Annotated in this window: 20 protein-coding genes; 9 read left to right on the plus strand and 11 right to left on the minus strand. The window is 73.0% G+C overall.

Features of this window, described 5'->3' with window-relative positions; genetic code table 11:
• Nucleotides 1-12 precede the first annotated feature (12 nt).
• The 3 genes from DEJ47_RS01790 to DEJ47_RS01800 all read right to left on the minus strand — a co-directional run bounded on the left by DEJ47_RS01790 (nucleotide 13) and on the right by DEJ47_RS01800 (nucleotide 5,012).
• Nucleotides 13-3,111, minus strand: a complete 3,099-nt coding sequence (locus tag DEJ47_RS01790) for an AAA family ATPase (RefSeq protein ID WP_150164231.1) — start codon at nucleotides 3,109-3,111, stop codon at nucleotides 13-15.
• Complete coding sequence (locus DEJ47_RS01795; RefSeq protein WP_150164233.1) at nucleotides 3,108-4,271, minus strand: exonuclease SbcCD subunit D; 1,164 nt, start codon at nucleotides 4,269-4,271, stop codon at nucleotides 3,108-3,110. Before DEJ47_RS01795 ends, DEJ47_RS01790 begins: the two co-directional genes overlap by 4 nt.
• A 114-nt stretch (nucleotides 4,272-4,385) precedes the next feature.
• Nucleotides 4,386-5,012 (minus strand): YigZ family protein, encoded by a 627-nt coding sequence (locus DEJ47_RS01800; RefSeq protein ID WP_150164235.1) that lies wholly within the window; start codon nucleotides 5,010-5,012, stop codon nucleotides 4,386-4,388.
• Between the two features lie 159 nt (nucleotides 5,013-5,171).
• On the opposite strand from DEJ47_RS01800, the gene DEJ47_RS01805 reads away from it, so the two are divergent.
• Entirely contained in the window at nucleotides 5,172-5,825 is a 654-nt protein-coding gene (locus tag DEJ47_RS01805; protein WP_150175375.1) for a 4'-phosphopantetheinyl transferase, read from the plus strand.
• 36 nt (nucleotides 5,826-5,861) lie between these two features.
• Here DEJ47_RS01805 and DEJ47_RS01810 read toward each other — a convergent pair whose 3' ends face one another.
• The 3 genes from DEJ47_RS01810 to DEJ47_RS01820 all read right to left on the minus strand — a co-directional run bounded on the left by DEJ47_RS01810 (nucleotide 5,862) and on the right by DEJ47_RS01820 (nucleotide 9,780).
• Nucleotides 5,862-7,481 carry an amidohydrolase gene (locus tag DEJ47_RS01810; RefSeq protein ID WP_150164237.1) on the minus strand — a complete coding sequence of 540 codons (1,620 nt, stop codon included), beginning with the start codon at nucleotides 7,479-7,481 and terminating at the stop codon, nucleotides 5,862-5,864.
• A gap of 34 nt (nucleotides 7,482-7,515) precedes the next feature.
• Nucleotides 7,516-8,988 (minus strand): APC family permease, encoded by a 1,473-nt coding sequence (locus DEJ47_RS01815; protein ID WP_223828190.1) that lies wholly within the window; start codon nucleotides 8,986-8,988, stop codon nucleotides 7,516-7,518.
• A gap of 105 nt (nucleotides 8,989-9,093) precedes the next feature.
• Nucleotides 9,094-9,780, minus strand: a complete 687-nt coding sequence (locus DEJ47_RS01820) for a transcriptional regulator (protein WP_150164241.1) — start codon at nucleotides 9,778-9,780, stop codon at nucleotides 9,094-9,096.
• 151 nt (nucleotides 9,781-9,931) lie between these two features.
• On the opposite strand from DEJ47_RS01820, the gene DEJ47_RS01825 reads away from it, so the two are divergent.
• A complete protein-coding gene (locus DEJ47_RS01825; RefSeq protein WP_150164242.1) occupies nucleotides 9,932-10,387 on the plus strand; it encodes a tellurite resistance TerB family protein in 456 nt (151 codons plus the stop codon).
• 60 nt (nucleotides 10,388-10,447) lie between these two features.
• On the opposite strand, the gene DEJ47_RS01830 is transcribed toward DEJ47_RS01825, so the two are convergent.
• Together DEJ47_RS01830 and DEJ47_RS01835 are read right to left on the minus strand one after the other, a co-directional pair.
• Complete coding sequence (locus DEJ47_RS01830) at nucleotides 10,448-11,380, minus strand: M56 family metallopeptidase (RefSeq protein WP_150164244.1); 933 nt, start codon at nucleotides 11,378-11,380, stop codon at nucleotides 10,448-10,450.
• Nucleotides 11,381-11,420: 40 nt separating this feature from the next.
• Nucleotides 11,421-11,855 carry a BlaI/MecI/CopY family transcriptional regulator gene (locus DEJ47_RS01835; RefSeq protein WP_150164246.1) on the minus strand — a complete coding sequence of 145 codons (435 nt, stop codon included), beginning with the start codon at nucleotides 11,853-11,855 and terminating at the stop codon, nucleotides 11,421-11,423.
• A gap of 114 nt (nucleotides 11,856-11,969) precedes the next feature.
• Between DEJ47_RS01835 and DEJ47_RS01840 the strand changes: the two genes are divergently transcribed.
• On the plus strand, nucleotides 11,970-12,545 hold the full coding sequence (locus tag DEJ47_RS01840) for a TerD family protein (protein WP_150164248.1): 576 nt from the start codon (nucleotides 11,970-11,972) through the stop codon (nucleotides 12,543-12,545).
• Between the two features lie 78 nt (nucleotides 12,546-12,623).
• Nucleotides 12,624-13,031, plus strand: a complete 408-nt coding sequence (locus DEJ47_RS01845) for a CoA-binding protein (RefSeq protein WP_150164250.1) — start codon at nucleotides 12,624-12,626, stop codon at nucleotides 13,029-13,031.
• 9 nt (nucleotides 13,032-13,040) lie between these two features.
• Here DEJ47_RS01845 and DEJ47_RS01850 read toward each other — a convergent pair whose 3' ends face one another.
• Complete coding sequence (locus DEJ47_RS01850; protein WP_150164252.1) at nucleotides 13,041-14,096, minus strand: PucR family transcriptional regulator; 1,056 nt, start codon at nucleotides 14,094-14,096, stop codon at nucleotides 13,041-13,043.
• Nucleotides 14,097-14,350: 254 nt separating this feature from the next.
• On the opposite strand from DEJ47_RS01850, the gene DEJ47_RS01855 reads away from it, so the two are divergent.
• The 5 genes from DEJ47_RS01855 to DEJ47_RS01875 all read left to right on the plus strand — a co-directional run bounded on the left by DEJ47_RS01855 (nucleotide 14,351) and on the right by DEJ47_RS01875 (nucleotide 22,022).
• Entirely contained in the window at nucleotides 14,351-15,220 is an 870-nt protein-coding gene (locus tag DEJ47_RS01855) for an AAA family ATPase (protein ID WP_150164254.1), read from the plus strand.
• Nucleotides 15,217-16,620, plus strand: a complete 1,404-nt coding sequence (locus DEJ47_RS01860; protein WP_150164256.1) for a vWA domain-containing protein — start codon at nucleotides 15,217-15,219, stop codon at nucleotides 16,618-16,620. Before DEJ47_RS01855 ends, DEJ47_RS01860 begins: the two co-directional genes overlap by 4 nt.
• A gap of 301 nt (nucleotides 16,621-16,921) precedes the next feature.
• A complete protein-coding gene (locus DEJ47_RS01865; protein ID WP_150164258.1) occupies nucleotides 16,922-18,247 on the plus strand; it encodes an acetyl-CoA carboxylase biotin carboxylase subunit family protein in 1,326 nt (441 codons plus the stop codon).
• Nucleotides 18,248-18,324: 77 nt separating this feature from the next.
• Nucleotides 18,325-20,349: a CocE/NonD family hydrolase gene (locus DEJ47_RS01870; RefSeq protein ID WP_150164260.1), complete on the plus strand. Its 2,025-nt coding sequence runs from the start codon at nucleotides 18,325-18,327 to the stop codon at nucleotides 20,347-20,349.
• A gap of 122 nt (nucleotides 20,350-20,471) precedes the next feature.
• Nucleotides 20,472-22,022, plus strand: a complete 1,551-nt coding sequence (locus tag DEJ47_RS01875) for an FAD-dependent oxidoreductase (RefSeq protein WP_150164262.1) — start codon at nucleotides 20,472-20,474, stop codon at nucleotides 22,020-22,022.
• Here the strand turns inward: DEJ47_RS01875 and DEJ47_RS01880 are convergent.
• Nucleotides 22,017-23,246, minus strand: a complete 1,230-nt coding sequence (locus DEJ47_RS01880; protein ID WP_223828191.1) for a carboxylesterase family protein — start codon at nucleotides 23,244-23,246, stop codon at nucleotides 22,017-22,019. The genes DEJ47_RS01875 and DEJ47_RS01880 overlap by 6 nt on opposite strands.
• Before the next feature lie 35 nt (nucleotides 23,247-23,281).
• Nucleotides 23,282-23,656 (minus strand): VOC family protein, encoded by a 375-nt coding sequence (locus DEJ47_RS01885; protein ID WP_150164264.1) that lies wholly within the window; start codon nucleotides 23,654-23,656, stop codon nucleotides 23,282-23,284.
• Nucleotide 23,657 lies beyond the last annotated feature (1 nt).

The following is a 23,657-nucleotide window of genomic DNA, read 5'->3' on the forward strand; positions in this document are numbered from 1 at the left end:
GACACCGTTCCGTCAGGCCCCGGCGCGTTGGCGTACCGCCGAACCGGACCGCCCCTTCACCACCTCCAGCTGCGCGTGCACGCGACGGCGCAGGTCCGCGACGTGGCTGACGATGCCGACGCTGCGGTCCCGTTCGCGCAGGGAGTCCAGGACGTCGAGGACCTCGTCGAGCGTCTGGTCGTCGAGGCTGCCGAAGCCCTCGTCGATGAAGAGCGTGTCGAGCCGGACGCCGCCCGCCTCGTCGGTGACGACGTCCGCGAGGCCCAGCGCGAGGGCGAGGGAGGCGAAGAACGTCTCGCCGCCGGAAAGGGTCGCGGTGTCGCGCTCGCGGCCCGTCCAGGCGTCGACCACATGGAGCCCGAGGCCCGAACGCCCTCGCCCGGTGCGGTCGTCGGAGTGCACGAGGGTGTAGCGGCCGGACGACATGCGGTGCAGCCGCACGGTCGCCGCCGCCGCGACCTGTTCGAGGCGGGCCGCGAGCACGTACGACTCCAGGCGCATCCTGCGTTCGTTCTCCGCCGACGTGCCGGCGGCGAGACCGGCCATGCGGGCCACCCGGTCGTACGCGGCGCGCAGCGGCGCCAGCCTGCGCGTGGCCGCTGCCGTGCGGGCGGAGAGCCGGTCGAGTTCGGCGCAGCGCCGGGCTGCGGCGTCCCGTGCGGAGGCCGCGTCCCTGAGACGCCGGGCGGCGGCCTCGGCGGCCTCTCCGGCGGCCCGCAGGTCGGCGGGCGGCTGCTGGGCGGCGGCGGCCGTGTCCGGTTCGGCGAGAACGGAGCGCACGGCGGCGTCCTCGTTCCGCCAGGCGTCGATGCGGTGCTGGACGTGCCGGTACGCGGCGTCGTCGAGGAGGGCGGCCGCGGCGGCCGTCGGCGTGTCGAACCCGGCGCGGAAGGCCGCGTCGGCGAGTCGCGCGTCGGCGTCCTTGAGGCGTTCGGCGGTGTCGTCGGCGGCACGGACGGCGTCGGCGGCCTCGGTGAGCAGGGCGGCCTGCCGCTCCAGCTGGGCGGCACGGTCGGCGACGCTGCCGGCGGCTCCCCGCGCACGGGTCAACTCGGCGTCGAGGGACTGCTGTTCGCGTTCCAGGGCGTCGCGCAGGGTCGCCCTGGACGCGGCGCGCCGCGCGGCCTCCTGCTGCTGTGCGAGTCTGCGGTCGTACTCGCGCTCGGCCCGTGCCAGGGCCTCACGGGCGGCGTGCAGCCCCGAGGCCAGACCCCTGGCCTCGGTGTACTCGCGCCGCAACGTGTCCACGGACGCGGCGAGTTCGTCGGAGGTGGGGTCCTCGTCCAGGGGCCCGTCATGTGAGGTCCGGGGCCCGCCCTGCGCGGTCTCGTGCGGGTGCGCCGCCTGACCTCCTCGCGCGGCGGCCTTCGCCGCGGCCAGGGACTCTCTGACGTCGCCGAGGGCACGCTCTGCGGACGACCGGGATTCATCCGCGCGGCGGTGGGCGGCGAGCGCCGCCTCCTCGGCCTGCCGGTCCACGTGCCCGGCGACCTTCCGCGCGGGGGCGGGGTGTTCCGTGGCTCCGCACACCGCGCACGGTTCGCCGTCGCTGAGGTGGGCCGCGAGTTCGGCGGCGATGCCGGTGAGGCGCTGCTCCTTGAGAGCGAGCCAGTGTTCGCGGGCCGCGGTGGCGGACTCGCGGGCGGCGAGGGCGTGTTCCTGTGCCTCGGCCACGTCGTGGGCGAGCCGGTCACGGCGGCGGGCCGCGTCCAGGCGGGCCTCGGCGGGTGCGAGCAGGCCACCCAGCCGTTCGGCGCGGGTCGCGGCCTCCTGGGCGGACTCGATGCGCTCCTGGAGCGTGGCCCGGGTCGTCTCCCAGCCGTCGAGCCAGCCCGACGCCTCCTGGAGCAGCTCGTCGTCCGCGCGTTCCTGACGGTCCAGCGCGGCGCGCTCGACGGTGATCTCGGCGGTGCGTCCCTCGGCGCGCCGGGCGGACGCCAGGCCACCCAGTTCCTCGGCGGCCGTGCGCGCGGCGGCGGCGAGGCCCGCCGCGCCGGAGGACACGAACGTCTCGGGCAGCCGGGCACGCGCGCGTGCCTCGGCGTCCGCGGCGCGGCGGTGATCGGCTTCGGCGGTGTCGCGCAGGCCGAGCGCGGGGGCGACCTTCTCGGCCTTGCGGGCCCGTTCGAGGCGCTCTTCGAGGTCGCGCTGTTCGTCCACACGCGCGTGGAGCTGCTCGGCGCGCGCCTGCGCGTCGGCGAACCGGCGCTGCAGCCGGTCGAGTTCGCGTACGTCGCCGAGTCGGCGTTCCGCGCCTGCCTGGGCGGATTCAGCGGCGGCGAGTGCGCAACGGGCGACGGCGAGACGCTCCCTGGCTCCCGCGCGGGCGACGGCCGCCCAGGTGAGGACCGCGTCCGCCAGGCCCGGGTCGCCGGGCGCGAGTCCGGGCAGGGGCAGTTCGGCTTCCCTGCCCCCCTCGCTCGCGGCCTGCTGCATGCGGTGCGCGTCGGCGAGGAGCGCGGCGTCGCCCTCCTTGACCTCGGCTTCGGTGGTGCGCCGCTGCTCGGCGAGCCGCTGTTCCACGGCGGCGAACCTGTGGGTGTCGAAGAGGCGCCCGAGCAGCTTGCCGCGGGCCTCGGCGTCCGCGCGCAGGAACCGTGCGAAGTCGCCCTGTGGCAGGAGCACGACCTGGCAGAACTGTTCCTTGCTCATGCCGAGGAGCCGGCCGATCTCCTCACCGATCTCGTTGTGGGACCGGCTGAGGGCCTTCCATCCGCCGTCCGGGCCCTCCCCGGGGTCGTACTCGCGCAGCCAGCTCTGCGCCTTCTCCGTGGTGGTGCCCGTGCCACGCTTCTTGGGGCGCTCCCACGGGGGCTGCCGGGTGACCTCCAGGCGGCGTCCGGCGACGGTCAGTTCGAGGCACACTTCCGTGCGCGTGCCCTGCTGGGCGTGGTCGCTGCGCAGCGTCATGCCCTGGCCGCCGCCCTGGTGCCGGGCGCCCGGCACCGAGCCGTACAGCGCGTAGCACACCGCGTCCAGGACGGAGGTCTTGCCCGCGCCGGTCGGGCCGTGCAGGAGGAAGAGGCCGGCGGCCCTGAGGTCGTCGAAGTCGATGTCCTGGGGGGTGCCGAACGGTCCGAAGGCGGTGATGCGGAGCCGGTGGAGTCTCATCGGGCGACCTCGCGCAGCGTGGCGTCGGTGCGGACCGCGTCGAACGCCGAACGCAGCACTTCCTGTTCCTGCTCGTCCGGTCCGGCGCCGCGCACGTGGGTCACGAAGTCCTCGGCGATCTGCTGGTCGCTGCGGTCCTTGAGCCGTTGGGCGTACGAGACGTCCGGGTCGTCCGGGACCCGGTCGGGGGCGAAGACGAGGCTGAGGGTGTGCGGGAAGCGTTCGCAGAGCCTGGCCATCGGGTCGTCGGGGCGGACCGCGTCGGTGAGGGTGGCCTCGACCCACGCGTCCTCGTGGCGGGCGAGGTCCGGGTCGTCGAGCAGCTCGTCGAGGGTGCCCCGGATGCGGGCGAGCGCGCGCGGCACCGGGCAGTCGACGCGCTCGGCTTGGACGTGCCCGTCGGGACCGATGTCGACGAGCCACATGCTCTTGCGGTGGTCGGCCTCGGAGAACGAGTACGGCAGGGGCGAACCCGAGTAGCGCACGCGCTCGCCGAGGGTCTGGCTGCCGTGCAGGTGGCCCAGGGCCGCGTAGTCCACGCCGTCGAAGACTTCCGCGGGCACGGCCGCCACCCCGCCGACCGTGATGTCCCGCTCGCTGTCGCTGACGTGACCGCCGCTGACGAAGGCGTGGGCGAGGACGACGGAGCGGGTGCCGGGCGCGCGGCCCGCCAGGTCGGCCCGGACGCGGTCCATGGCGGCGCCGATGACCGCCTCGTGTCCCGCTCTGTCCACCGCGAACTCGTCCTTCACCAGGGCCGGTTCGAGGTAGGGCAGGCCGTAGAACGCCACGTCCCCGTGGGCGTCGGTGAGGATCACCGGGTCCGCGCAGGCAGCCGGGTCGGTGCGCAGGTGGATGCCCGCGCGGTCGATGAGGCCGGCGCCGACGCCGAGGCGGCGCGCCGAGTCGTGGTTCCCGGAGATCATGACCGTCGGCACGCCGAGGTCGGCGAGGCGGTGCAGGGCGTCGTCGAAGAGCTCGACGGCGGCGAGCGGGGGCACCGCTCTGTCGTACACATCACCGGCCACCACGACGGCGTCCACGTCGCGCTCGCGCACGGTCGCCAACAGGTGGCCGATGAACGCGGCCTGGGCGTCGAGCATGTTCACGCGGTGGAACGAGCGGCCCAGGTGCCAGTCGGACGTGTGCAGCAGCCTCATGATTCCCGAGACTATCGGGCGGGTCGGACATCACGGATGGCCACTCCCGCATCACGGGCGACCGCTTCCGCGACACGGCCGGCCGCTCCCGCGACTCCCCCGGGCACCCGTGCGTCAGGCATCCCCGTACGCCTCTCCCCCGAGCTCCAGCACGGCGCTGCCCGCGGTGGCGTCCGCGAGCCAGCCGCGGAAGGCGTCCACGTCGGCGTCGGGCAGCCCGATCTCGATCGTGACGGCGTCGCCGTAGCGGACGTCGCGCACCTCGCGGCCCGCCGCCCGCAGGTCGTTCTGGACCTTGCCCGCGCGCTGGTGGTCGACGGTGACGGTGGCGAGGCGGAAGCGGCGGCGGGTGACGGTGCCGAGGGCGTCGAGCGCCTCGCCGACCGACCCTCCGTAGGCGCGGATGAGTCCCCCGGCGCCGAGTTTGACCCCTCCGTAGTAGCGGGTCACGACAGCGGCGACGTACCGCATGTCGCGGCGCATCAGCATCTGGAGCATGGGGACGCCCGCGGTGCCGCCGGGTTCGCCGTCGTCGCTCGCCTTCTGCACGGCGGCGTCGGCCCCGATCACGTACGCGAAGCAGTTGTGGCTCGCGGTCGGGTGCTCCTTGCGGATGCGCGCGACGAATTCCTGGGCCTCCCGCTCGGTGGCCGCGGGTGCCAGGGCGCACAGGAAGCGCGAGCGGTTGATCTCGGTCTCGTGCACGCCCTCGCGGGCCACTGTGCGGTACTCGTCCTGCATCACGCCAGCGTATGCGCTCGTCGCGGGCAGGCCGCACCGGGAGGGCGACCGGGTGGCGCAGGCCACAGTCCGTACTCGTGTGCGGGTCACCCGGTACCGTGATCTCCCGTGACGTCACCTTCGATACCCGCACACCAAGTCCCCGGTCCGGCGGGCCCCTTGGCCACTCTGCTCGCCGGCGTGCCCGTCACGGTGGTCGAGACCCACGAAGACCCTGCCGACGCCGTCCTCTTCCCGGCGGAGGAGGCCGTGGTCGCGAATGCGGTGGACAAGCGGCGCAAGGAGTTCACCACCGTGCGGCACTGCGCCCGCACCGCTCTGGCCCGCATCGGTGTGCCGGCCGCGCCGATCCTGCCGGGACACCGCGGCGCCCCCGGCTGGCCCGACGGCGTCGTCGGCAGCATGACGCACTGCGCCGGGTACCGCGCCGCGGTCGTGGCGCGCGCGGGCGAGGTGACGTCCGTCGGCGTCGACGCCGAACCGGGCGAGCCGCTGCGCGACCCCGACGTCCTGGACCTGGTCGCCGACGAGACGGAGCGTGCCGTGCTGGCCTCGCTCGGCGCACGGCAGTCGGCCACTCCGTGGGACCGCCTGCTGTTCAGTGCCAAGGAGTCCGTCTACAAGACGTGGTTCCCGCTGACCGGTCGCTGGCTCGGCTTCGAGGACGCCCGGGTGGAGCTCGACCCGGACGGCACGTTCACGGCGCGGCTCCTGGTCGAGGGGCCCGTGGTGGCGGGCGTCGAGCTGAAGGGGTTCTCCGGGCGGTGGATCGTGCGGGACGGGATCGCCGCCACGGCCATCGTCCTGCGCTGACCTCCGGCGACCGGGTGCCGGCATCCGGCGACCGGGTCATGCGTCGCGGTCCCGGTACGTCGGCCTGCCGCCCAGCCACGTGCCGCGCACGCGCGCGTGGCGGATCTCCATCGGGTCGGCCGTGCGCGGGTCCGCGGAGAGCAGGACCAGGTCGGCGGGGGCGCCCGGGACGAGGGCGAGGCGGTCGTCGGCGCCCGCCTGGTGGGCGACACCGGATGTGGCGGCCGTCAGCGCCTGGTCGACGGTGAGCCGCTGGTGCGGGAGCCATCCCTCGGCGGGTTCGCCCGTGAACGTACGTCTGGTGACGGCGACTTGAATGCCCTCCAGCGGTACGTGCGAGCTGACGGGCCAGTCGCTGCCGAAGGACAGCCGTACGCCGCTCCGCGCCAGCTCACCCATCGGGTACTGCAGCGCGGCACGCCCCGCGCCGATCCGCGGGACGGACAGCTCGGTCTGGAGCGGGTCCGGCTGCGCCCACAGGGGCTCGAAGTTGGCGATGACGCCGAGCTCGGCGAAGCGCGGCAGGTCGGCCGGGTCGACGATCTGGACGTGGGTGATCACCGGGCGCCGGTCCCAGGCCGGGTTGGCGGCGATCGCGGACTCGACGGCGTCCAGCGCGGCGCGCACCCCGGCGTCCCCGATGGCGTGGATGTGCGTCCGGAAGCCGTCGGCGTCGAAGGCCCGCACCGCCTCGGCGAGCGCGCTCGGCTCCCACACCGGCATGCCGCAGCTGTGCGGGGCGTCCACGTAGGGGGCGAGCATGGCGGCCGTGCCGCCCTCGACGACGCCGTCGCTGAAGTACTTCACCGTCCGCGCGGTGAGCAGTTCCCCGCCCTCGGCCGCCACGCGCGTACGGGTCGCCGCGAACGGCCCGCGCTGTTCGCGCCAGCGGTCGGGGTCGGCGCGCTGGGCGAGGTCGACGCGGAGGGCGAGGGCCCCGCGCCGGACGGCGGCGAGGTACGCGTCGGCCATCTCCGGTTCGACCCAGGCGTCCTGGACCCACGTGATGCCCGCGCGCGCGTATGCGTGTCCGGCGCGCCGGATCGCCTCCACCAGCTCGTCCTCGTCCCGCGCGGGCACCTGGTCGAGCACGAGGTCGCAGGCGTGCCATTCGCGGAGGGTGCCGAGCGGGGTGCCGTCCGCGCGGCGCACGATCCAGCCGAGCCGCGGCTCCGGAGTCGCCTCCGTGACCCCTGCCCTGCGCAGCGCCTCGGTGTTGCACCACACGGTGTGGTAATCGTGGGCGCGCAGGACGACGGGCCGATCGGGCACCGCGGCGTCCAGCCAGCGCGCGTCGAACTCGCCGTCGGGCGCGAGCGCGGGGTCGTAGGAGGCGCCGACGATCCACTGCGCCTCGGGGTGCCGCCGCGCCCACCGGCCGACCTCGGCGACGATCGCTTCGACGGAGTCCAGCTCCTTGATCTGCGGCCCGAAGGTCTCCAGGCCGCCGAAGAGGGGGTGCGCGTGCCCGTCGCCGAAGGCGGCCATCAGCAGTCCGTCGCCCGTGTCGATCACTTCGTCGGCGGTGCGGGCGAGGGCGCGGGCCTCGTCACCGAGCGCGAGGACGCGGCCGTCGCGCACGGCGAGGGCGGTGGTGGCGGGGGCGTCGCTTCCGGTGCGGACCGTGCCGAGGAAGACCAGGGTCGCTGCCGTCATGAGGTCGGTGTCTCCTTCGGATCGTTCAGGCGGTTCAGGCACGGTCGGCGTCCACGGTCGTCAGTCGCTCGTACGCCTCCGGTGCGCGCCGCCGGATGCGCAGCGCCACCCCGACTCCCCCCACGAACACCAGCGGCAACGGAGCGATCAGCGCCACGTTGACACCCCTGGACGCCCCGGTGAGCAGGTCGAGGTCGGCGCAGACCAGGACGATCATGACGGCGAGCCCCGCGCAGGCCAGCAGCGGCGCCGCGACCACGCGCCAGGACGGCACGCCTCGCCGGTCGCGCCGGAAGAACCCGTACACGGCGAGCGCCGCGAGTGCCTGCAGCAGCATCACGCCGAGGATGCCCGTGCCGCTGCTCCACAGGAAGGTGACGCTGTACGGATCGGCGCCGCCGGTCAGTGTCGCGGCGATCACGGCGAGCGCGACGGCCGACTGCGTGAGCACCGCGACGGCCGGCGCGCGCGTCCTCGGCGACACCGTGCCGAGCCCGGCGGGCAGCAGGCCCTCCCTGCCCAGGGCGTAGAAGTAGCGGGCGGCGCCGTTGTGGAAGGCCAGCGTGGCGGCGAAGGCGCTGGTGATGATCAGCACGTGCATGGAGTCGGCGGCCCAGGCACCGGCGAACCGTTCGGTGGCGGAGAACACCATGTCGGCGCCGCCGTCCCCGGAGGCGACGGCTCGGGCGCGGTCGGATCCGTACGCGTTGATGATCATCCAGACGGTGAAGGTGTAGAAGAGGGCGAGGAACGCCACCGCCACATAGGTGGCACGCGGCACGGTCCGCTCGGGCCGCCGTGCCTCCTCCGCGTAGATCGCCGTCGCCTCGAAGCCGATGAACGCTCCGATGGCCAGGACGAACATGCCGCCGACGCCCGGCTCGCCGAGACCGGTGGGCGAGAGCGTGCCGAAGTCGAGCCCCTGCGGACCGCCCCCGTGCGCGAGGACGCCCGCTGCGAAGACGAAGAGCACGAGGACTTCCAGGACGAGCGCGACACCGAGGATCCTGGCGCTGAGGGTGACCCTGAGGTAGCCGAGGACGCCGATGGCGAGCAGACCCGTCGTCGCCCAGATCCACCAGGCCACGCGGACACCGGTGAGGTCCTCGAAGCCGGACTCGGTGAACCGTCCGAAGGCGGCGAGCAGTCCGACCTCGATGGCGTTGTACGCGACGAGGGCGACGTATGCGGCACCCGCTCCCGCGGGGCGCCCGAGCCCCCGTCCTATGTACGCGTAGAAGGCGCCCGCGTTCCGCACGAACCGGCTCATGGCCGTGAACCCGGCGGCGAAGACGGCGAGGAGCAGTCCGGAGAGGAGGTAGCCGAGCGGCGCCGCTTCGCCCGCCATGCCGATGGCGATGGGGGCCACGCCCGCCATCACGGTGAGCGGGGCGGCGGCCGCGACGACGAAGAACACGAGGTCGCCGGTGCCGATGGCGCCGCCGCTGAGACGGGCGGCGTCGCCGGGCGCGGAGGAAGCGGGTTCGGAGGAGGTGGGTGCGGTCACGCGCGTACTTCCACGACGAAACCCTTCGGTCCGGGGCTGCCAGGACCGTACTGTGCGGGGGATCATCTGGGAAGAGGGCACCGAGTGAGGCAGTGGAGGCGCGGGTCAACGGCGCCCGGCGGCCCCGCTCTCGCGCTCCGCGAGAGTCGTCCAGAACATCTCCTCGTAGTGCGCGAGGAGCCGGCCGAACCGCAGGTGGGCCGTTGTGACACGGTCTCGGTCGATCCCCGCCCGTACCGCGGCGAGTGCCTGCCGGTCGAGGTCCGGGGCGGGCTCGGCGAACAGGTCGAAGAACCCGCACGCCTCGTCGTCGAAGCCGTAGTGCTCGCGCAGCCCGCGGGCGACCGCGGCGCAGGACCGGCCCCAGGCGGCGAAGTTGGCGGTGAGGGCGAGGACGACGTCGGCCGGTTCGCCGTTCAGGGCGAGCCAGGCGACGTACGCCGGGTAGGCCTGGCAGCCGGGGTGCGGTTCGTATGTCGCCGCCTCCGACCTGCTCACTCCGCACGCCTCGAACAGCGGGTCGAGCCGCTCCCTGGCGAGGCTCTCCCCGTCGGCGAGGGTCTCGAAGAAGGCGGCCGACTCCAGGTCCTTCGACTCGGCGGCCCGCCGGGCCAGGTGCTGGAACGAGCGTCGGTCCGAGGGGATCACATGCCGCTGTTCCAATGCCAGGAGCGCGAGGGTCCGCAGCTCCGCCCGGCCGTCGGCGACGCGCGGCACGACCGGGTTCCTGTCCGGGTCGAGGGCGAGGCGGGCTGCCGTGGTCCGCAGGAGTTCTTGTGCCGTCGGAGTCATCACGCGCACCTTCCGCTGGGCGGGAACTTCTCGGCCCGACTGCTAGTTTCTACTCTGTTGTAGAAACTGGCGGGGACCCGGGCCTGCGCGCAGCGTACCGGGGCCCTCGTCCAACACCCCTGATACATCGATACGTTTATGGAGTCTCCCCATGGCCCTGTGGGACCGCGTCAAGGAATCCGCATCGACGATGCAGACCCAGCTGATGGCGAAGAAGAACGACCTGAAGAGCGGAGCCTTCCGCGACGCGAGCATGGCCATGTGCGCCCTGGTGGCGGCGGCGGACGGCACCGTCGACCCGTCCGAGCGCCAGCGTGTCGCGCAGCTGATCGGCACGAACGAAGTGCTGCAGAACTTCCCCGCCGACGACCTGCGCCGCCGCTTCGACGAGTACGTGGACAAGCTGACCGCCGACTTCGCGTTCGGCAAGGTGAGCGTGCTCCAGGAGGTCGCCAAGGCGAAGAAGAAGCCGGCCGAGGCTCGCGCGGTGATCCAGATCGGCATCGTCATCGGCGGTGCCGACGGCGACTTCGACAAGGACGAGCAGGCCGTCGTGCGCGAGGCGTGCTTCGCGCTGGACCTGCCGCCGCACGAGTTCGACCTGTAGTCCTCCCGGCGGGCCGCCGCACCGTGGCGGTCCACCACGGCTCTCCACCGCGATCGGCCGTCAGAGCGGCGTGGCCGCCCGCAGGATGAGGACCATCGTGACCGCGGAGTTCGCCGAGGACATCGCGGACACCGCGGTGCCGAACGCGGCGGACCACAGGGCGAGCCCCACCCCCGTGAACACGGACGGCCGGGTGGCCGCGGCCGGCGCCGGAGCGAGCAGCGCGGCGACGCGGCGCGGCACGGGCCCCGGCGCCGCGAGCCCGGCGAGGGTCGGCGCGGGCGTGCTCCGGGAGACCAGCGCGGCCTTGCCGATCGCGCGGGCGACGACCCGCCGGTCGCGCACCGCACGCGCCGCCGCCTCGTCGGCCCAGCGCTCCGCGGCGAAGGCGACGGAGGTGCGCAGCGGCCGCAGGAAAGGGTTGGCGCGGGCAGCGAGCTGTGTGACGAGCAGGTGCCGGTGGTGCCGCGCCGAGAGATGCGCCCGCTCGTGGGCGAACAGCGCGCGGCGCTCCGGGGCTGCGAGCCGGGACAGCATCCCGGTGGTGACGACGACGCGGCCGCCGCGGCGCGAGGGCAGGGCATAGGCGTACGACGCCTCGTCGGCGACGACCGCGACGGAGCCGCCGCGCAGGCCTTCGAGGGCGCGGCGCCCGCGACGGCGCACTCGGGCGTGCCGCCAGAGTGTGCGCAGGCATGCCGCGCACACGACGAGCAGCGCGGGGATCGCGGCCTTCCCCGCCACCTCGTCGTAGGGGACGGCGGCGCGCACCTCGGGGTCGGACCAGCCGTCGGGCAGCGGGTTGCCGGGCAGCTGGGCGGTGCCGACGACCATCAGCAGGGCGAGGCAGAGCGTGCTGCACAGCGCCATCACCCCGGCGACGGCGGTGAGCAGCCGTGTCGCGGTGCGCGGGTGGAGGTGCTGTTCGGCGAGGCGGGCGATCGGCCACGCGGTCAGCGGCAGCACGAGCGGCAGGAAGACGAAGACGCCCATCAGCGGATAACCCCCATCTGCGAACAGCCCTTGTCAGGCGTCAGTCGTCGGCCTCGGCGCCGGCCTGCCCGAGCAGGTCGCGCAGGAGCTGTTCGTCGTCGGGGGTGAGCGTCGTGACGAAGCTGGCGAGCACGGCCTCGCGGTCGCTCTCGCCGTCGAGCACCTTGCGCATCCGGAAGGCGGCGAGTCCGGCCTCGTCCGACGCGGGCGTCCACGCGAAGGAGCGGCCCGCGCGCTCGCGCGTGACGACGTCCTTCGCGAGGAGACGGGTCAGGATCGTCATGACGGTGGTGTACGCGAGGTCCCCGCCGATCCGCTCCTGCACCCAGGCCGCGCTGACGGGTCCGCGCGCGGTGTGCAGCGCGGCGAGCACCTGTGACTCCAGCTCGCCCTGCGCGCGCCGACGCAGTCGCGGCTGCCGCTCGTCTCGCGCGTCGCGCTCGCCGTGCGCGTCGTGCTCGTCGTGGTGCGTCATGCCCGCGATCCTACGGGACGCCGCCCCACCGCCCACTTCTACAGTCCTGTAGATTTCTGGGAGTCGGAACCAGATCGACAACCCGATCCAGAACTTCGGACGTAGGAGGACATCGTGGGAGTTTCGCTGGCCAAGGGCGGCAACGTCTCGCTCAGCAAGGAGGCCCCGGGCCTCACCGCCGTCGTGGTCGGCCTGGGCTGGGACGTGCGCACCACGACCGGCACGGACTACGACCTCGACGCCAGCGCCCTGCTCTGCGACGAGTCGGGCAAGGTCGTCTCCGACCAGCACTTCGTCTTCTACAACAACCTGACGAGCCCGGACGGCTCCGTCGAGCACACCGGCGACAACCTCACCGGTGAGGGCGAGGGCGACGACGAGGCCGTGAAGGTGAACCTCGCGCAGGTGCCCGCCGACATCTCGAAGATCGTCTTCCCGGTGTCCATCCACGACGCCGAGAACCGCGGCCAGAGCTTCGGCCAGGTCCGCAACGCGTTCATCCGCGTGGTGAACCAGGCGGACAACGCGGAGATCGCGCGCTACGACCTGTCGGAGGACGCATCCACGGAGACCGCCATGGTCTTCGGCGAGCTCTACCGGCACGGTGCGGAGTGGAAATTCCGCGCGGTCGGCCAGGGTTATGCCAGTGGGCTGCGCGGCATCGCGTCGGACTTCGGCGTGAACGTCTGACACGGGCACGGACCTGACGGCAATCCCGCCGCGACGCACGAACGCGACAGACGAGCGCGACATACGAGGAGGCAGGCCATGTACGGCGACGACGAGACGGTGCGCAGGATCCTGACGGAGCGCGGCGACACCTGGGCCGTCGTGGGACTGTCGAACAACCGCGACCGGGCGGCGTTCCGCGTCGCGTCGGTCCTGCAGCACTTCGGCAAGCGCGTGGTCCCCGTCCACCCCAAGGCCGAAACGGTCCACGGCGAGCAGGGGTACGCGTCCCTGTCCGCCGTGCCGTTCCCGGTCGACGTGGTGGACGTCTTCGTGAACAGCTCACTGGCGGGCCGGGTCGCCGACGACGCGGTCGCCGCCGGTGCGCGGGCGGTCTGGTTCCAGCTGGGCGTGATCGACGAGGCGGCGTACGACAGGACGCGCGCCGCGGGTCTGGACATGGTCATGGACCGCTGCCCGGCCATCGAGATCCCGCGCCTCGGCTGACACCACCGGCTAGAACGGCTGGTCGGGCCAGTCGAGCAGGCGGGCCCCGATCACGGCGGTCTGGAGCGTGTAGCGGTGCACGGGATCGGCCGGATTGGCGCCGGTGAGCCGGTGGATGCGCTCCAGACGGTACGTCAGGGCGCGCACGCTCAAGGAGAGGCGGCGGGCCGCTTCCGCCGCGACGCAGCCGGAGTCGAAGAACGCGGTGAGCGTGTCGATGAGGGGCCGCGCGCCGCCGCGGGCCTGCTGCAGCGGGCCGAGCGTATGGACCACCAGATCGGCCATGGCCTGCCGGTCGCGGGTCAGTACGGGGTAGACCAGCAGGTCGGCGGCGTGCAGCACGGGCTCGTCGAGCTCCAGGCGCTCCGCGAGGTCCAGGGCGTTGAGTGCTTCCTCGTACGACTGGACGACGCCGCCCGGACCCGGCTGCGGGCGGCCGATGACGACGCGGGCGCCGTCGATGGCGGCATACGCGTGCTTGGCGAAGAAGGCGAGGACCTCGCCCTGGTCGCCGGGGGCGATGCAGACCAGCCGGCCCTCCTTCGTCGTGAGCAGGATGCTGCGGTTGCCGAACCGGCCGACGAGGGCGCTCTCCACCTCGCGCGGCACGGCGTCCCCCTCCTCGTAGCCGCACGGGCCCTGGGCGACGGCGACCGCGTGTTCGTAGGAGAGGCGCAGCCCGAACCGTTCGGCGCGTTCGGCGAGCCTGCCGAGGTCGCTGCGTCCGTGGAGCAGGTCGTCGATGAACTCCCGCCGGGCCGCCTCCTGCTGACGGACCGCCAGGCGCTGCGCCCGCTCGTACCCCTCGGCGAGGGCGTCCACGGCCTGCTCGACGGCGGCCAGCACACGGTCGGCGTCCCCGGCGGCGGGCCAGTGCCCGCGGGTCGCCGAGAGGTGCGCACCCACCAGCGCCCGCAGCCCGAGCCCCGCCTCCGCCGCCCGCTCCCCCAGCGCACGCCGCGAGTCCAGCTCGTCGCGGGTCAGCCGCCGCCCGGTCGCCGCCGCGGCGGCGAGGATCTGGTCATAGCCCTCGAGATAGACCTCGGGTATGCCGTGCCCTGCCATGTCCGCCCCCGGCGCGCGTCCTGGTGGAACCGATGCCACCGCGTTGAATCATTTACCGCCTTTTTAACTCATAACGCGTTCCGACCGGTAACGGCCCGCTCCACAGGAGCTCCGGCGGCACGATGCGGCAAGAAGGGTGACGTTCGACGCAAACGGCGTCCGCCCGTTGTGTCAGGGTGCCCCCGACTGATCGGGTACGAGGGCCGGGCCCGGGGGAGGCGCCGGTGGAGCCGTCGAGCACAGGAGAACTCCGCATGACGACCGGGTACTTCACGTCCGTCGACGACGTCGCCGCGCGTCTGGCCGCCACCGGCTATCTGGCCTCGCCCGCCGTCGCCACCACCGTGTTCCTCGCGGACCGGCTCGGGAAGCCGCTGCTGGTGGAGGGGCCCGCAGGGGTCGGCAAGACGGAGCTGGCGAAAGCCGTCGCCGCGGTCGCCGACGCGCGGCTCGTGCGGCTCCAGTGCTACGAAGGCGTCGACGAGTCCCGCGCCCTGTACGAGTGGAACCACGCCAAGCAGTTGCTGCGCATCACCGCGGGGCGCGACGAGTCGTGGGACGAGACGCGCACCGACATCTTCAGCGAGGAGTTCCTCCTCTCCCGGCCGTTGCTGACCGCGATCCGCGGCGCGGAGCCGAAGGTCCTGCTCATCGACGAGACGGACAAGGCCGACGTCGAGGTCGAGGGACTCCTCCTCGAAGTCCTCAGCGACTTCCAGGTCACGGTGCCGGAGCTGGGCACGATCAGTGCGGAGCGCCGTCCGTTCGTCGTCCTCACCTCCAACGCGAGCCGCGAGCTGTCCGAGGCGCTGCGCCGCCGCTGCCTCTTCCTCCACATCGGCTTCCCCGAGGAGGAGTTGGAGCGGCGCATCGTCCGCATGAAGGTGCCCGGTCTCGACGAGGCGCTCGCCGCCTCCGTGGTGCGGGTGGTCGGCGCGCTGCGCGCGATGGACCTGCGGAAGGTGCCGTCGGTCGCCGAGACCATCGACTGGGCGCGGACGCTGCTCGCGCTCGGCGCGGACACGCTGGACGAGACCGTCGTGCGCGACAGCCTCGGTGTCGTGCTCAAGCATCAGGACGACGTCCTGAAGGCCGCGGCCAAACTGGATCTGGACGCGGTGTGACGGCGCCGTCCACCGGCCCGTCTCTTCCCATCGACGGGATCACCGGCCGCCTCACCGGGCTGGTCAAAGCCCTCCGGTCGCACGGCCTGCGCATCGGCCCCGGTGAGACGGTGGACGCGGCTGCCGCCCTGGAGGCGCTCGGTCTCGCCGACCGGGAGCGGGCCAGGGAAGGGCTCGCCGCCGCGCTGCTCCACCGGGAGAGCCAGCGCGCGGTCTTCGACCCCGTCTTCGATCTGTACTTTCCGGCGGGCGTGGGCGTGCCGGTACGCGGGGACGGGGACCGGGACGCGCTGCGCGAACGGCTCGTCGCCGCGCTCGCCGCGGACGACCAGGCGCTCCTCGCCCGGCTGGCGGGCGAGGCCGTCGACGGTTTCGGCGCCTACGGCTCCTTCGGCCAGGGGGGCGACGGCTGGTCCTCGTACCAGACGCTGAGCAGGGTGCGGCCGGAGACGCTGCTCGCGCGCGTCCTCGCCGCCCTCCGCGCGGAGTCGGCCGCCGAACCGGGAACAGAGCGGCCCGCGTTCACCGACCGGCTGCTCGCCGACGAGGTCCGGCGCCGCATCGAGGGCTTCCGTGAGCGCGTACGGACCGAGGCGCGCCGCAGGGTCGCCGAGCGGCGCGGCACCGAGGAGATCGCACGCCGGGCCGTGACCACCACCGCCGACCGCGTCGATTTCCTCCTCGCGGGCCGGGCACAGCTGGACGAACTCCGCCGGGCGGTGCATCCACTCGCCCGCAAGCTCGCGACACGCCTCGCGGCCCGGCGCCGCAGGGCCGCGCACGGCAGCATCGACCTGCGCCGCACCCTGCGCGGATCGCTGTCGACGGGCGGTGTGCCGATGCGTCCCGTGCTGCGGCGCCGCCGTCCCGCACGCCCCGAACTCGTCCTGCTCTGCGACGTGTCCGGATCGGTCGCCGGCTTCGCGAACTTCACGATGCTGCTGGTGCAGGCGCTGCACGACCAGTTCAGCAAGGTCCGCGTGTTCGCTTTCGTCAACCGGGTCGACGAGGTGACGGACCTGGTCGCGCACGGAAACGCCGACCCGGCGGGCCTCGGCGCCCGCATCCTGGGCGAGGCGACGGTGACGGGGTGGCACGGCAGCAGCGACTACGGCACGTCGCTGGGTGAGTTCGCCGAGCGGTACGTCGACGCGGTGGGCCCGCGCTCCACCGTCCTCGTCCTCGGCGACGCCCGCACGAACATGAGCGACCCCAATCTCCCCGCCCTGCGGAACATCGCGGAGCGGTCCCGCCGGGTGTACTGGCTCAACCCCGAGGCACGCACACAGTGGTCGACCGGGGACTCGGCGGCGTACGCGTACGCCGAACTCGTCGAGATGTACGAGTGCCGCAACGCCCGACAGCTCAGCACGCTGATCACACGCCTGCTGCCGGTCTGAGGTTTCCGGCGAGGGCGACGACGTCGAGGGGCGTGCGGGCAGGGCGGCGGCGAGGGTGCCGAACAGCACTGCGACGGCCTGGGTGACGACACGGCGAAGACCGCGCCCGGCATGCGGTGTCCCCAGTGACGGACGACGGCGAGCAGCGGACCAGGGGGCATGCCGCGGGTGGCAGGCGTGTCCACCGCGACGCGCGAAGGAGCATGGCTCCCTCCCCCGCGTCCCGCCGATCACCTCCCTGACGTGTGCCTTTGTAGGCCTTGGGTACTCGGCCGCCTCCACCACGACAGGAGGATCTTCCGTGACCGCACACCCACAGGCACAGCCGAAGAACGTTTTCGTCATCGGCCTCGACGACGCGAACCTGCCCACTCTGAGCGACATCCCCCACGCCGAGTCCTACCGCTTCCACCCGCTGCTCACCGTCGAGGAGCTGCAGGGCGGCGAGGTCTCCGTACCGGCGCTCCTTGAGAAGGCACAGGGCATCCTCGACTCGTTCGACGGCAGCATCGACGCGATCGTCGGCTACTGGGACTTCCCCGTCAGCACGCTCGTGGCGATCCTGGGCGACCGCTACGGCACGCGCCACACCAGCCTGGAGTCGGTGGTCAAGTGTGAGCACAAGTACTGGAGCAGGCTGGAGCAGCAGAAGGTCATCGACGAGCACCCGCGCTTCGGCCGGGTCGACCTGGACGCGGACGAGCCTCGGCCGCCCGAGGGCGTGCGGTTCCCGATGTGGCTGAAGCCCGCGCTGTCCTATTCCTCCGAGCTGGCGTACAGCGTGAAGGACGAGGACGAGTTCCGCGAGGCCTGTGCCCGGATCAAGGCGGGGATCAGCCGCGTCGGCCGCCCCTTCGAGCACATAATGCGGCAGGTGGACCTGCCCCCCGAGATGGAGGGCGTCGGCGCGGAGGTGTGTCTCGCGGAGGAGGCGCTGTCCGGCGTCCAGGTAGCCGTGGAGGGATACGTCCACCGGGGCGAGGTGACCATCTACGGAGTCCTGGACTCCATCAACTACCCCGATTCCTCGTGCTTCCTCCGCCACCAGTACCCCTCCGCCCTGCCGGGGCCCGTGGTGCAGCGCCTGCACGACGTGTCGGAGCGGGTGATGCGGCAGATCGGCATGGACGCGGCGACGTTCAGCATCGAGTACTTCTATGACCCGAGCACGGACGCCATCAACCTCCTGGAGATCAACCCCAGGCACTCGCAGGCCCACGCGGAGCTCTTCGCGTACGTCGACGGTGTGCCCAACCACCACTGCATGGTCAGCCTCGCCTTCGACGAGGACCCCGCTCTCCCCCACCGCGCGGGCCCCTACAAGGCGGCGGCCAAGTGGTACTACCGGTGGTTCGCCGACGGCGTGTCGCACCAGGTGCCGACGCCCGAGGAGATCGAGCGGATCGAGCACGAGATCCCCGGCGTGAGCGTCGACGTGCTCGCCGAGGAGGGCAGGAAGCTGTCCGAGGTCACCCACCAGGACAGCTACAGCTTCGAGCTGGCCCACATCAGCACCGGCGGCGACAGCGAGCAGGACCTGCGCCGCAAGTACGACCGGTGCGTCGCCGCGCTGGGCCTTGTCTTCGACGACACCGAGCCCGGCGGCCGCGACCTCACCAACGACTAGAGCGGACTTCAGCGGCAACCAGAACAGAACCCGCCCTTCCCCCGGCGGGAAAGCGACCGAGAGGACGGCCCTCCCCCATGCGTTACGTGGGCAATCTCCCGTACGCGACGAAAGAAGAAGAACACGTCGTCATCCCCATGTCCGACGGCGTCCGGCTGTCGGCCCGCATCTGGCGTCCCACCTGCTCGGAGGACGATCCGGTGCCCGCGATCCTGGAGTACATCCCGTACCGCAAGCGCGACCTGAGCTCGCAGCGCGACTCGATCCACCACCCGTACATCGCGGGGCACGGGTACGCGTGCGTGCGGGTCGATCTGCGCGGCACCGGCGAGTCCGAGGGCGTGCTCACGGACGAGTACCTGGAGCAGGAGCAGACGGACGCCGAGGAGGTGCTCGCCTGGCTGGCCGAGCAGCCCTGGTGCGACGGCTCGACGGGCATGATGGGCATCTCCTGGGGCGCGTTCGCCGCCCTTCAGGTCGCGGCCCGGCGGCCCGCGAGCCTGCGCGCCGTCGTGCTCTCCTCGTTCACGGACGACCGCTACGCCGACGACATGCACTACATGGGCGGCGCGATGCTGTCGGACAACCTCGCCGAGGCGGGCACCATGTTCGCCTACGCCACGTGCCCGCCGGACCCCGCCGTGGTCGGCGACCGCTGGCGGGACATGTGGCGGGAGCGGCTCGACCACGCCAAGCCGTGGGTCCTGGAGTGGCTGCGCCACCAGCGCCGCGACGCGTACTGGCGGCACGCCTCGGTCTGCGAGGACTACCGGAGCGTCCAGTGCCCCGTCCTCGCCTCCAGCGGCTGGGCGGACGGCTACTCCAACGCCGTCACGCGGCTCCTCGCCCACCTCGACGTGCCCCGCAAGGGCCTCATCGGCCCGTGGTCCCACAAGTACCCGCACCTGGGCGAGCCCGGCCCCGCCATCGGCTACCTGCAAGAGGTGGTGCGCTGGTGGGACCACTGGCTCAAGGGCGAGGACAACGGCGTGATGGACGGCCCGATGCTGAGGGCCTGGATGCAGGAGAGCGTCCCGCCCTCCACGTCGTACGAGGAACGCCCCGGGCGCTGGGTCGGCGAGCCGGACTGGCCCTCCCCGCACATCGAGCAGGTCAGCCACCCGCTGGCGCGGCACCGCATCCTGATGGCGGGAGAGGCGGAGACGGGCGAGGCCATGACCGTGCAGTCGCCGCTCTCCGTCGGCCAGTTCGCCGGCAAGTGGGCCTCCTACAACGCGCCGCCGGACCTGCCCTACGACCAGCGCGAGGAGGACGGCGGCTCCCTCGTCTTCGACTCTCCGGAGCTGACCGAGACGGTGGAGATCCTCGGTTCGCCGACCGTCGAACTGGACCTGTCGGTCAGTGAGCCGGTGGCCACGGTCGCCGCCCGGATCTCCGACGTCGCCCCCGACGGCCGCGCCACCCGGGTGACGTACGGCGTCCTCAACCTGACGCACAGGGAAGGCACGGGCGAGCCCGAGCCCCTCGAACCGGGCCGCCGCTACCGCGCGACGCTCCAGCTCAACGGCGTCGCCCAGTCGTTCCCGCCGGGGCACCGGATCCGGCTCTCCCTGTCGACGTCCTACTGGCCGCTGGCCTGGCCGCCGCCGCGTCCCGTGCTGCTCAGCGTGTACGAGGGTTCCAGCGCGCTGCGCCTGCCGGTGCGCCCGACGACGGAGCCGGACAACGCGCCCCAGCGGCCGTTCGGTGAGCCCGAGGGCACCCCGCCGCTCGCCACCACCCAGCTCACCCCTCCGGAGCAGCGCTGGGAGGTCAAGCGCGATCTGGTCGGTTACGACTCCTCCCTGGAGATCGTCAAGGACCGCGGCACCGTGCGCTACGACGAGATCGGGCTCGACGTCGGCTGCCGCGCCTTCGAGCGCTACACGGCCACCGGCGACGACTTCACGTCGGTGGGCGGCGAATCGGACTGGACGATGCGGTTCCGGCGGGACGACTGGGACGTGAGCGTGCGGACCCGGACGACACTCAGGTGCGACGAGGACAACTTCTTCGTCGACGCGACCCTCGACGGCTACGAGGGCGAGCGCCGCGTCTTCTCCCGCACCTGGAACGAGACGCTGCCCCGCGACTGGCTCTGAGCCGCGCCGGGGCCGGCCGTGACGGCGGCGCGGCGGCCGGGTTTGGCACCCGGTCCGGAGGAGACTCGAGCCACCGACGCCGACATAGTGGAGGCCGCAGTGCACGCCGTCACGGAGCCCGCATGAACATCAAGACGCCCGGCCCGCTGCCGGGACGACCCGAGTCGTACTGGATGGAGACCAGCGCGTCGACGTCCCACCCGTCGCTCGCCGAGGACATCGAGGTGGACGTCGCCGTGGTCGGCGGCGGAGTAGCGGGCCTCAGCACGGCCTGGGAGCTGGCGCGCGACGGGCGGTCGGTCGCCGTCCTGGAGGCCGACCGCATCGCCGCCGGGGTCACCGGCAACACCACCGCGAAGCTCACCGCCCTGCACTCCCAGGTCTACGACCGGCTGCGCCGCACCCGCGGCCCCGAGGGCGCCCGCCTCTACGCGGAGTCGCAGCAGCAGGCCGTGGAACACGTGGCCGCGGTCAGCGCCGAACTCGGCATCGACTGCGACCTCGAACGCGCGCCCGCCTTCACCTACACCACGCGCGCCGACCGGACCGACGAACTGCGGGCCGAGGCCGCCGCGGCCAGGGAGGCCGGACTCGCCGCCTCGTACACGGACGAGACCGGGCTCCCCTTCCCCGTGGCGGGCGCGGTGCGCGTCGAGGACCAGGCTCAGTTCCACCCCCGCGCCTATCTGCTGGCGCTCGCCGACGACCTGCGGACGCGGGGCGGTGTCATCTTCGAACGGACCCGGATCACCAAGCTGCGCGATGGCTCCCCGTGCACCGTGACGAGCGAGGGCGGGCACACCGTCACCGCGCGGTTCGTCGTCATCGCCACGCACTACCCGGTCTTCGACCGCGCCCTGCTGTTCGCCCGGCTCTCCCCGCGGCGCGAACTCGTCGTCGCGGCGCCGCTCGCCGCCGCACAGGACCCGGGCGGCATGTACATCACCCAGGACGAGGGCAAGCGTTCGGTGCGGACCGCGCCCCACGGCGGCGACGGCGGGCGTCTCCTCATCGTCACGGGTGACAGCTTCACGCCGGGCACGGGCGACCCCTCCGGCGGTTTCATCGCCCTGGACACGTGGATGCGTGAGCGCTTCGACGTCGGCGCGACGGCCTACCGGTGGGCGGCGCAGGACAACGACGCCACGGACACCGTGCCGATGGTGGGGCCCTTCCACCCCGGCGCCCGGAATACCTACGTGGCGACGGGGTTCGGCGGCTGGGGCATGAGCGGCGGCGTCATGGCCGGTCGGCTGCTCGCCCGGCTCATCGCCGGGGAGAAGTCCTCGTGGGCCGAGCTGTACGACCCGCGGCGGCTGTGGAGCACGGTGCGGGAGATGCCTTCCCTGCTGAGCCAGCAGGCCGAGGTCGCCAAGCACTTCGTCGGGGACCGGCTCCGTACGACCCACGTCGACTCCGTCGACGACATCCCGGCGGGCGCCGGTGCGGTGGTCCGCGTCGAGGGGCGCCGGTGCGCGGTGCACCGTGACGAGTCCGGTGCCCTGCACGCCGTCTCCGCCCGCTGCACCCACCTGGGGTGCCTGGTCGCGTTCAACGAGGCGGAGACGACGTGGGAGTGCCCCTGCCACGGCTCCCGCTTCGCCACCGACGGCTCGGTGCTGCAGGGGCCCGCGACGCGTCCGCTGGAGCCGCGGAAGCTGCCGGACTCATGAGGGCCGCGGCACCGGCCCGTCGGTGAGGGGTGCGGGGAGGGTGCCGAAGGTGCCGGTGCGGGCGAAGGCGAGCCACGCGGAGCGCAGGGCCCTGCCGAGCCTCTCAATCTCCTCACGGGGCGTGGTGCCCAGCATCGGCGCCGTCCGCCAGGCGTCGTGGGTGCCGAAGAGCAACGGCAGTTCCAGGCAGTGGGTGGCGCCGAACGGGGACCCGGCGGGGCGCCAGTCGAGGCGGTAGGCGTGGACCCGGGCGCCGGCCCGGGTCAGCCGCTCGCCGTAGCGGGTGAGCGGCTCCTCGTACACCTCGCGGGTGCGCACGGTCGGGTCGTCGTCCGGGCCCGCGAATGCGGTCATGTCGTCGGCGTTCCAGCCGTACAGGACGTCGAGCCCCTGGACGCTCCCGTCGAGCGGGGCACCGGGAGCGGGGACGGGACCGGCTCCCTCCACCGGGATGAACGCGGGTTCCATGCGGCGGCCCGCGGTGCGCAGGTGGAAGCGGGCCGTCGCGCCCTGTGCGGCGAGGATCGCGGGGATGTCGGCCGTGCGCGGGTCGGTGCCGAGCGCGTCGGCGAAGTACCGCCCCAGTGCGAGGGACTCCTCCGCGGCCCTGCGGGTGATCTCCAGCGGCGCGCTCTGCAGGATCGCCCGGCGGAACAGGCCGTGCGCCTCGGGCAGTTCCATGAGGAGGCGCACGGAGATGCCGCCGGCGGACTGCCCCAGCACCGTGACGTCCGCGGGGTCCCCGCCGTACCCGGCGATGTGCGCCTGCACCCAGCGCAACGCCTCCACCTGGTCGTACAGACCGAGGTTGCCCTCGCTCACCCCGTCGAGGAAGAGGTAACCCAACGCGCCCAAACGGTAGTTGACGCCGACGACCACGACATCGCCCTCGGCGGCGAGGACTGATCCGTCGTACCAGTCCATGAGACCGGCGCCGCTGCTGAAGCCGCCGCCGTGCAGCCACACGAGCACGGGCCGGGCCGCCGCGTCCCGTGCCGGCGTGGCGACCGTCAGGTTGAGGCAGTCCTCGCCCTGCGGGCGGGTGTCCGAAGGCGGCCCCATGACGAAGTCGAGCCTGGAGGGCGGCTGCGGACCGATCTCCCCGGAGGCGGGGCGCGGGTCGTCGTCCGCGACGGGCCGCGGCCGCCCGAAGCGTTCCGCGGTGGCGTAGCGGATCGGTCCCGTACGGAGCACTTCCGTACGGGCGCTCATCGTGTCGGTCATGCGTCCGCACCCTAGGGCCTGCTCGGACACGCGTCCTAGCCCTGGTAGTTCGTGCGTCCCTCGTCGTCGAGGTCGAAGGGAGCGTCGGGGATGATGCAGAACTCGTTGCCCTCCGGGTCCGCCATGACGAGGAAGCCTCCGTCGTCGTACCCCTCCAGCCTGCGCCCGCCGAGCGCCTCGACGCGCCGCTGCTCGGCGGCGAAGTCGGACGCGGCGAGGTCGAGGTGCATGCGGTTCTTCACCGTCTTGCGCTCGTCGACCCGCTGGATGCCGAGGACCGTGCCGTTCTCGCGCCGCAGCCAGATGTAGGGGCCCGTGCGGCCGGCGATGGGCCAGTCGAGCAGTTCGGACCAGAAGGCGGCGACCGGTTCGGGGTCGGTGGCGTCGATGATGAAGGCTTTGATCTCCATG

Source organism: Streptomyces venezuelae (assembly GCF_008642355.1).
Lineage (GTDB): Bacteria > Actinomycetota > Actinomycetes > Streptomycetales > Streptomycetaceae > Streptomyces > Streptomyces venezuelae_B.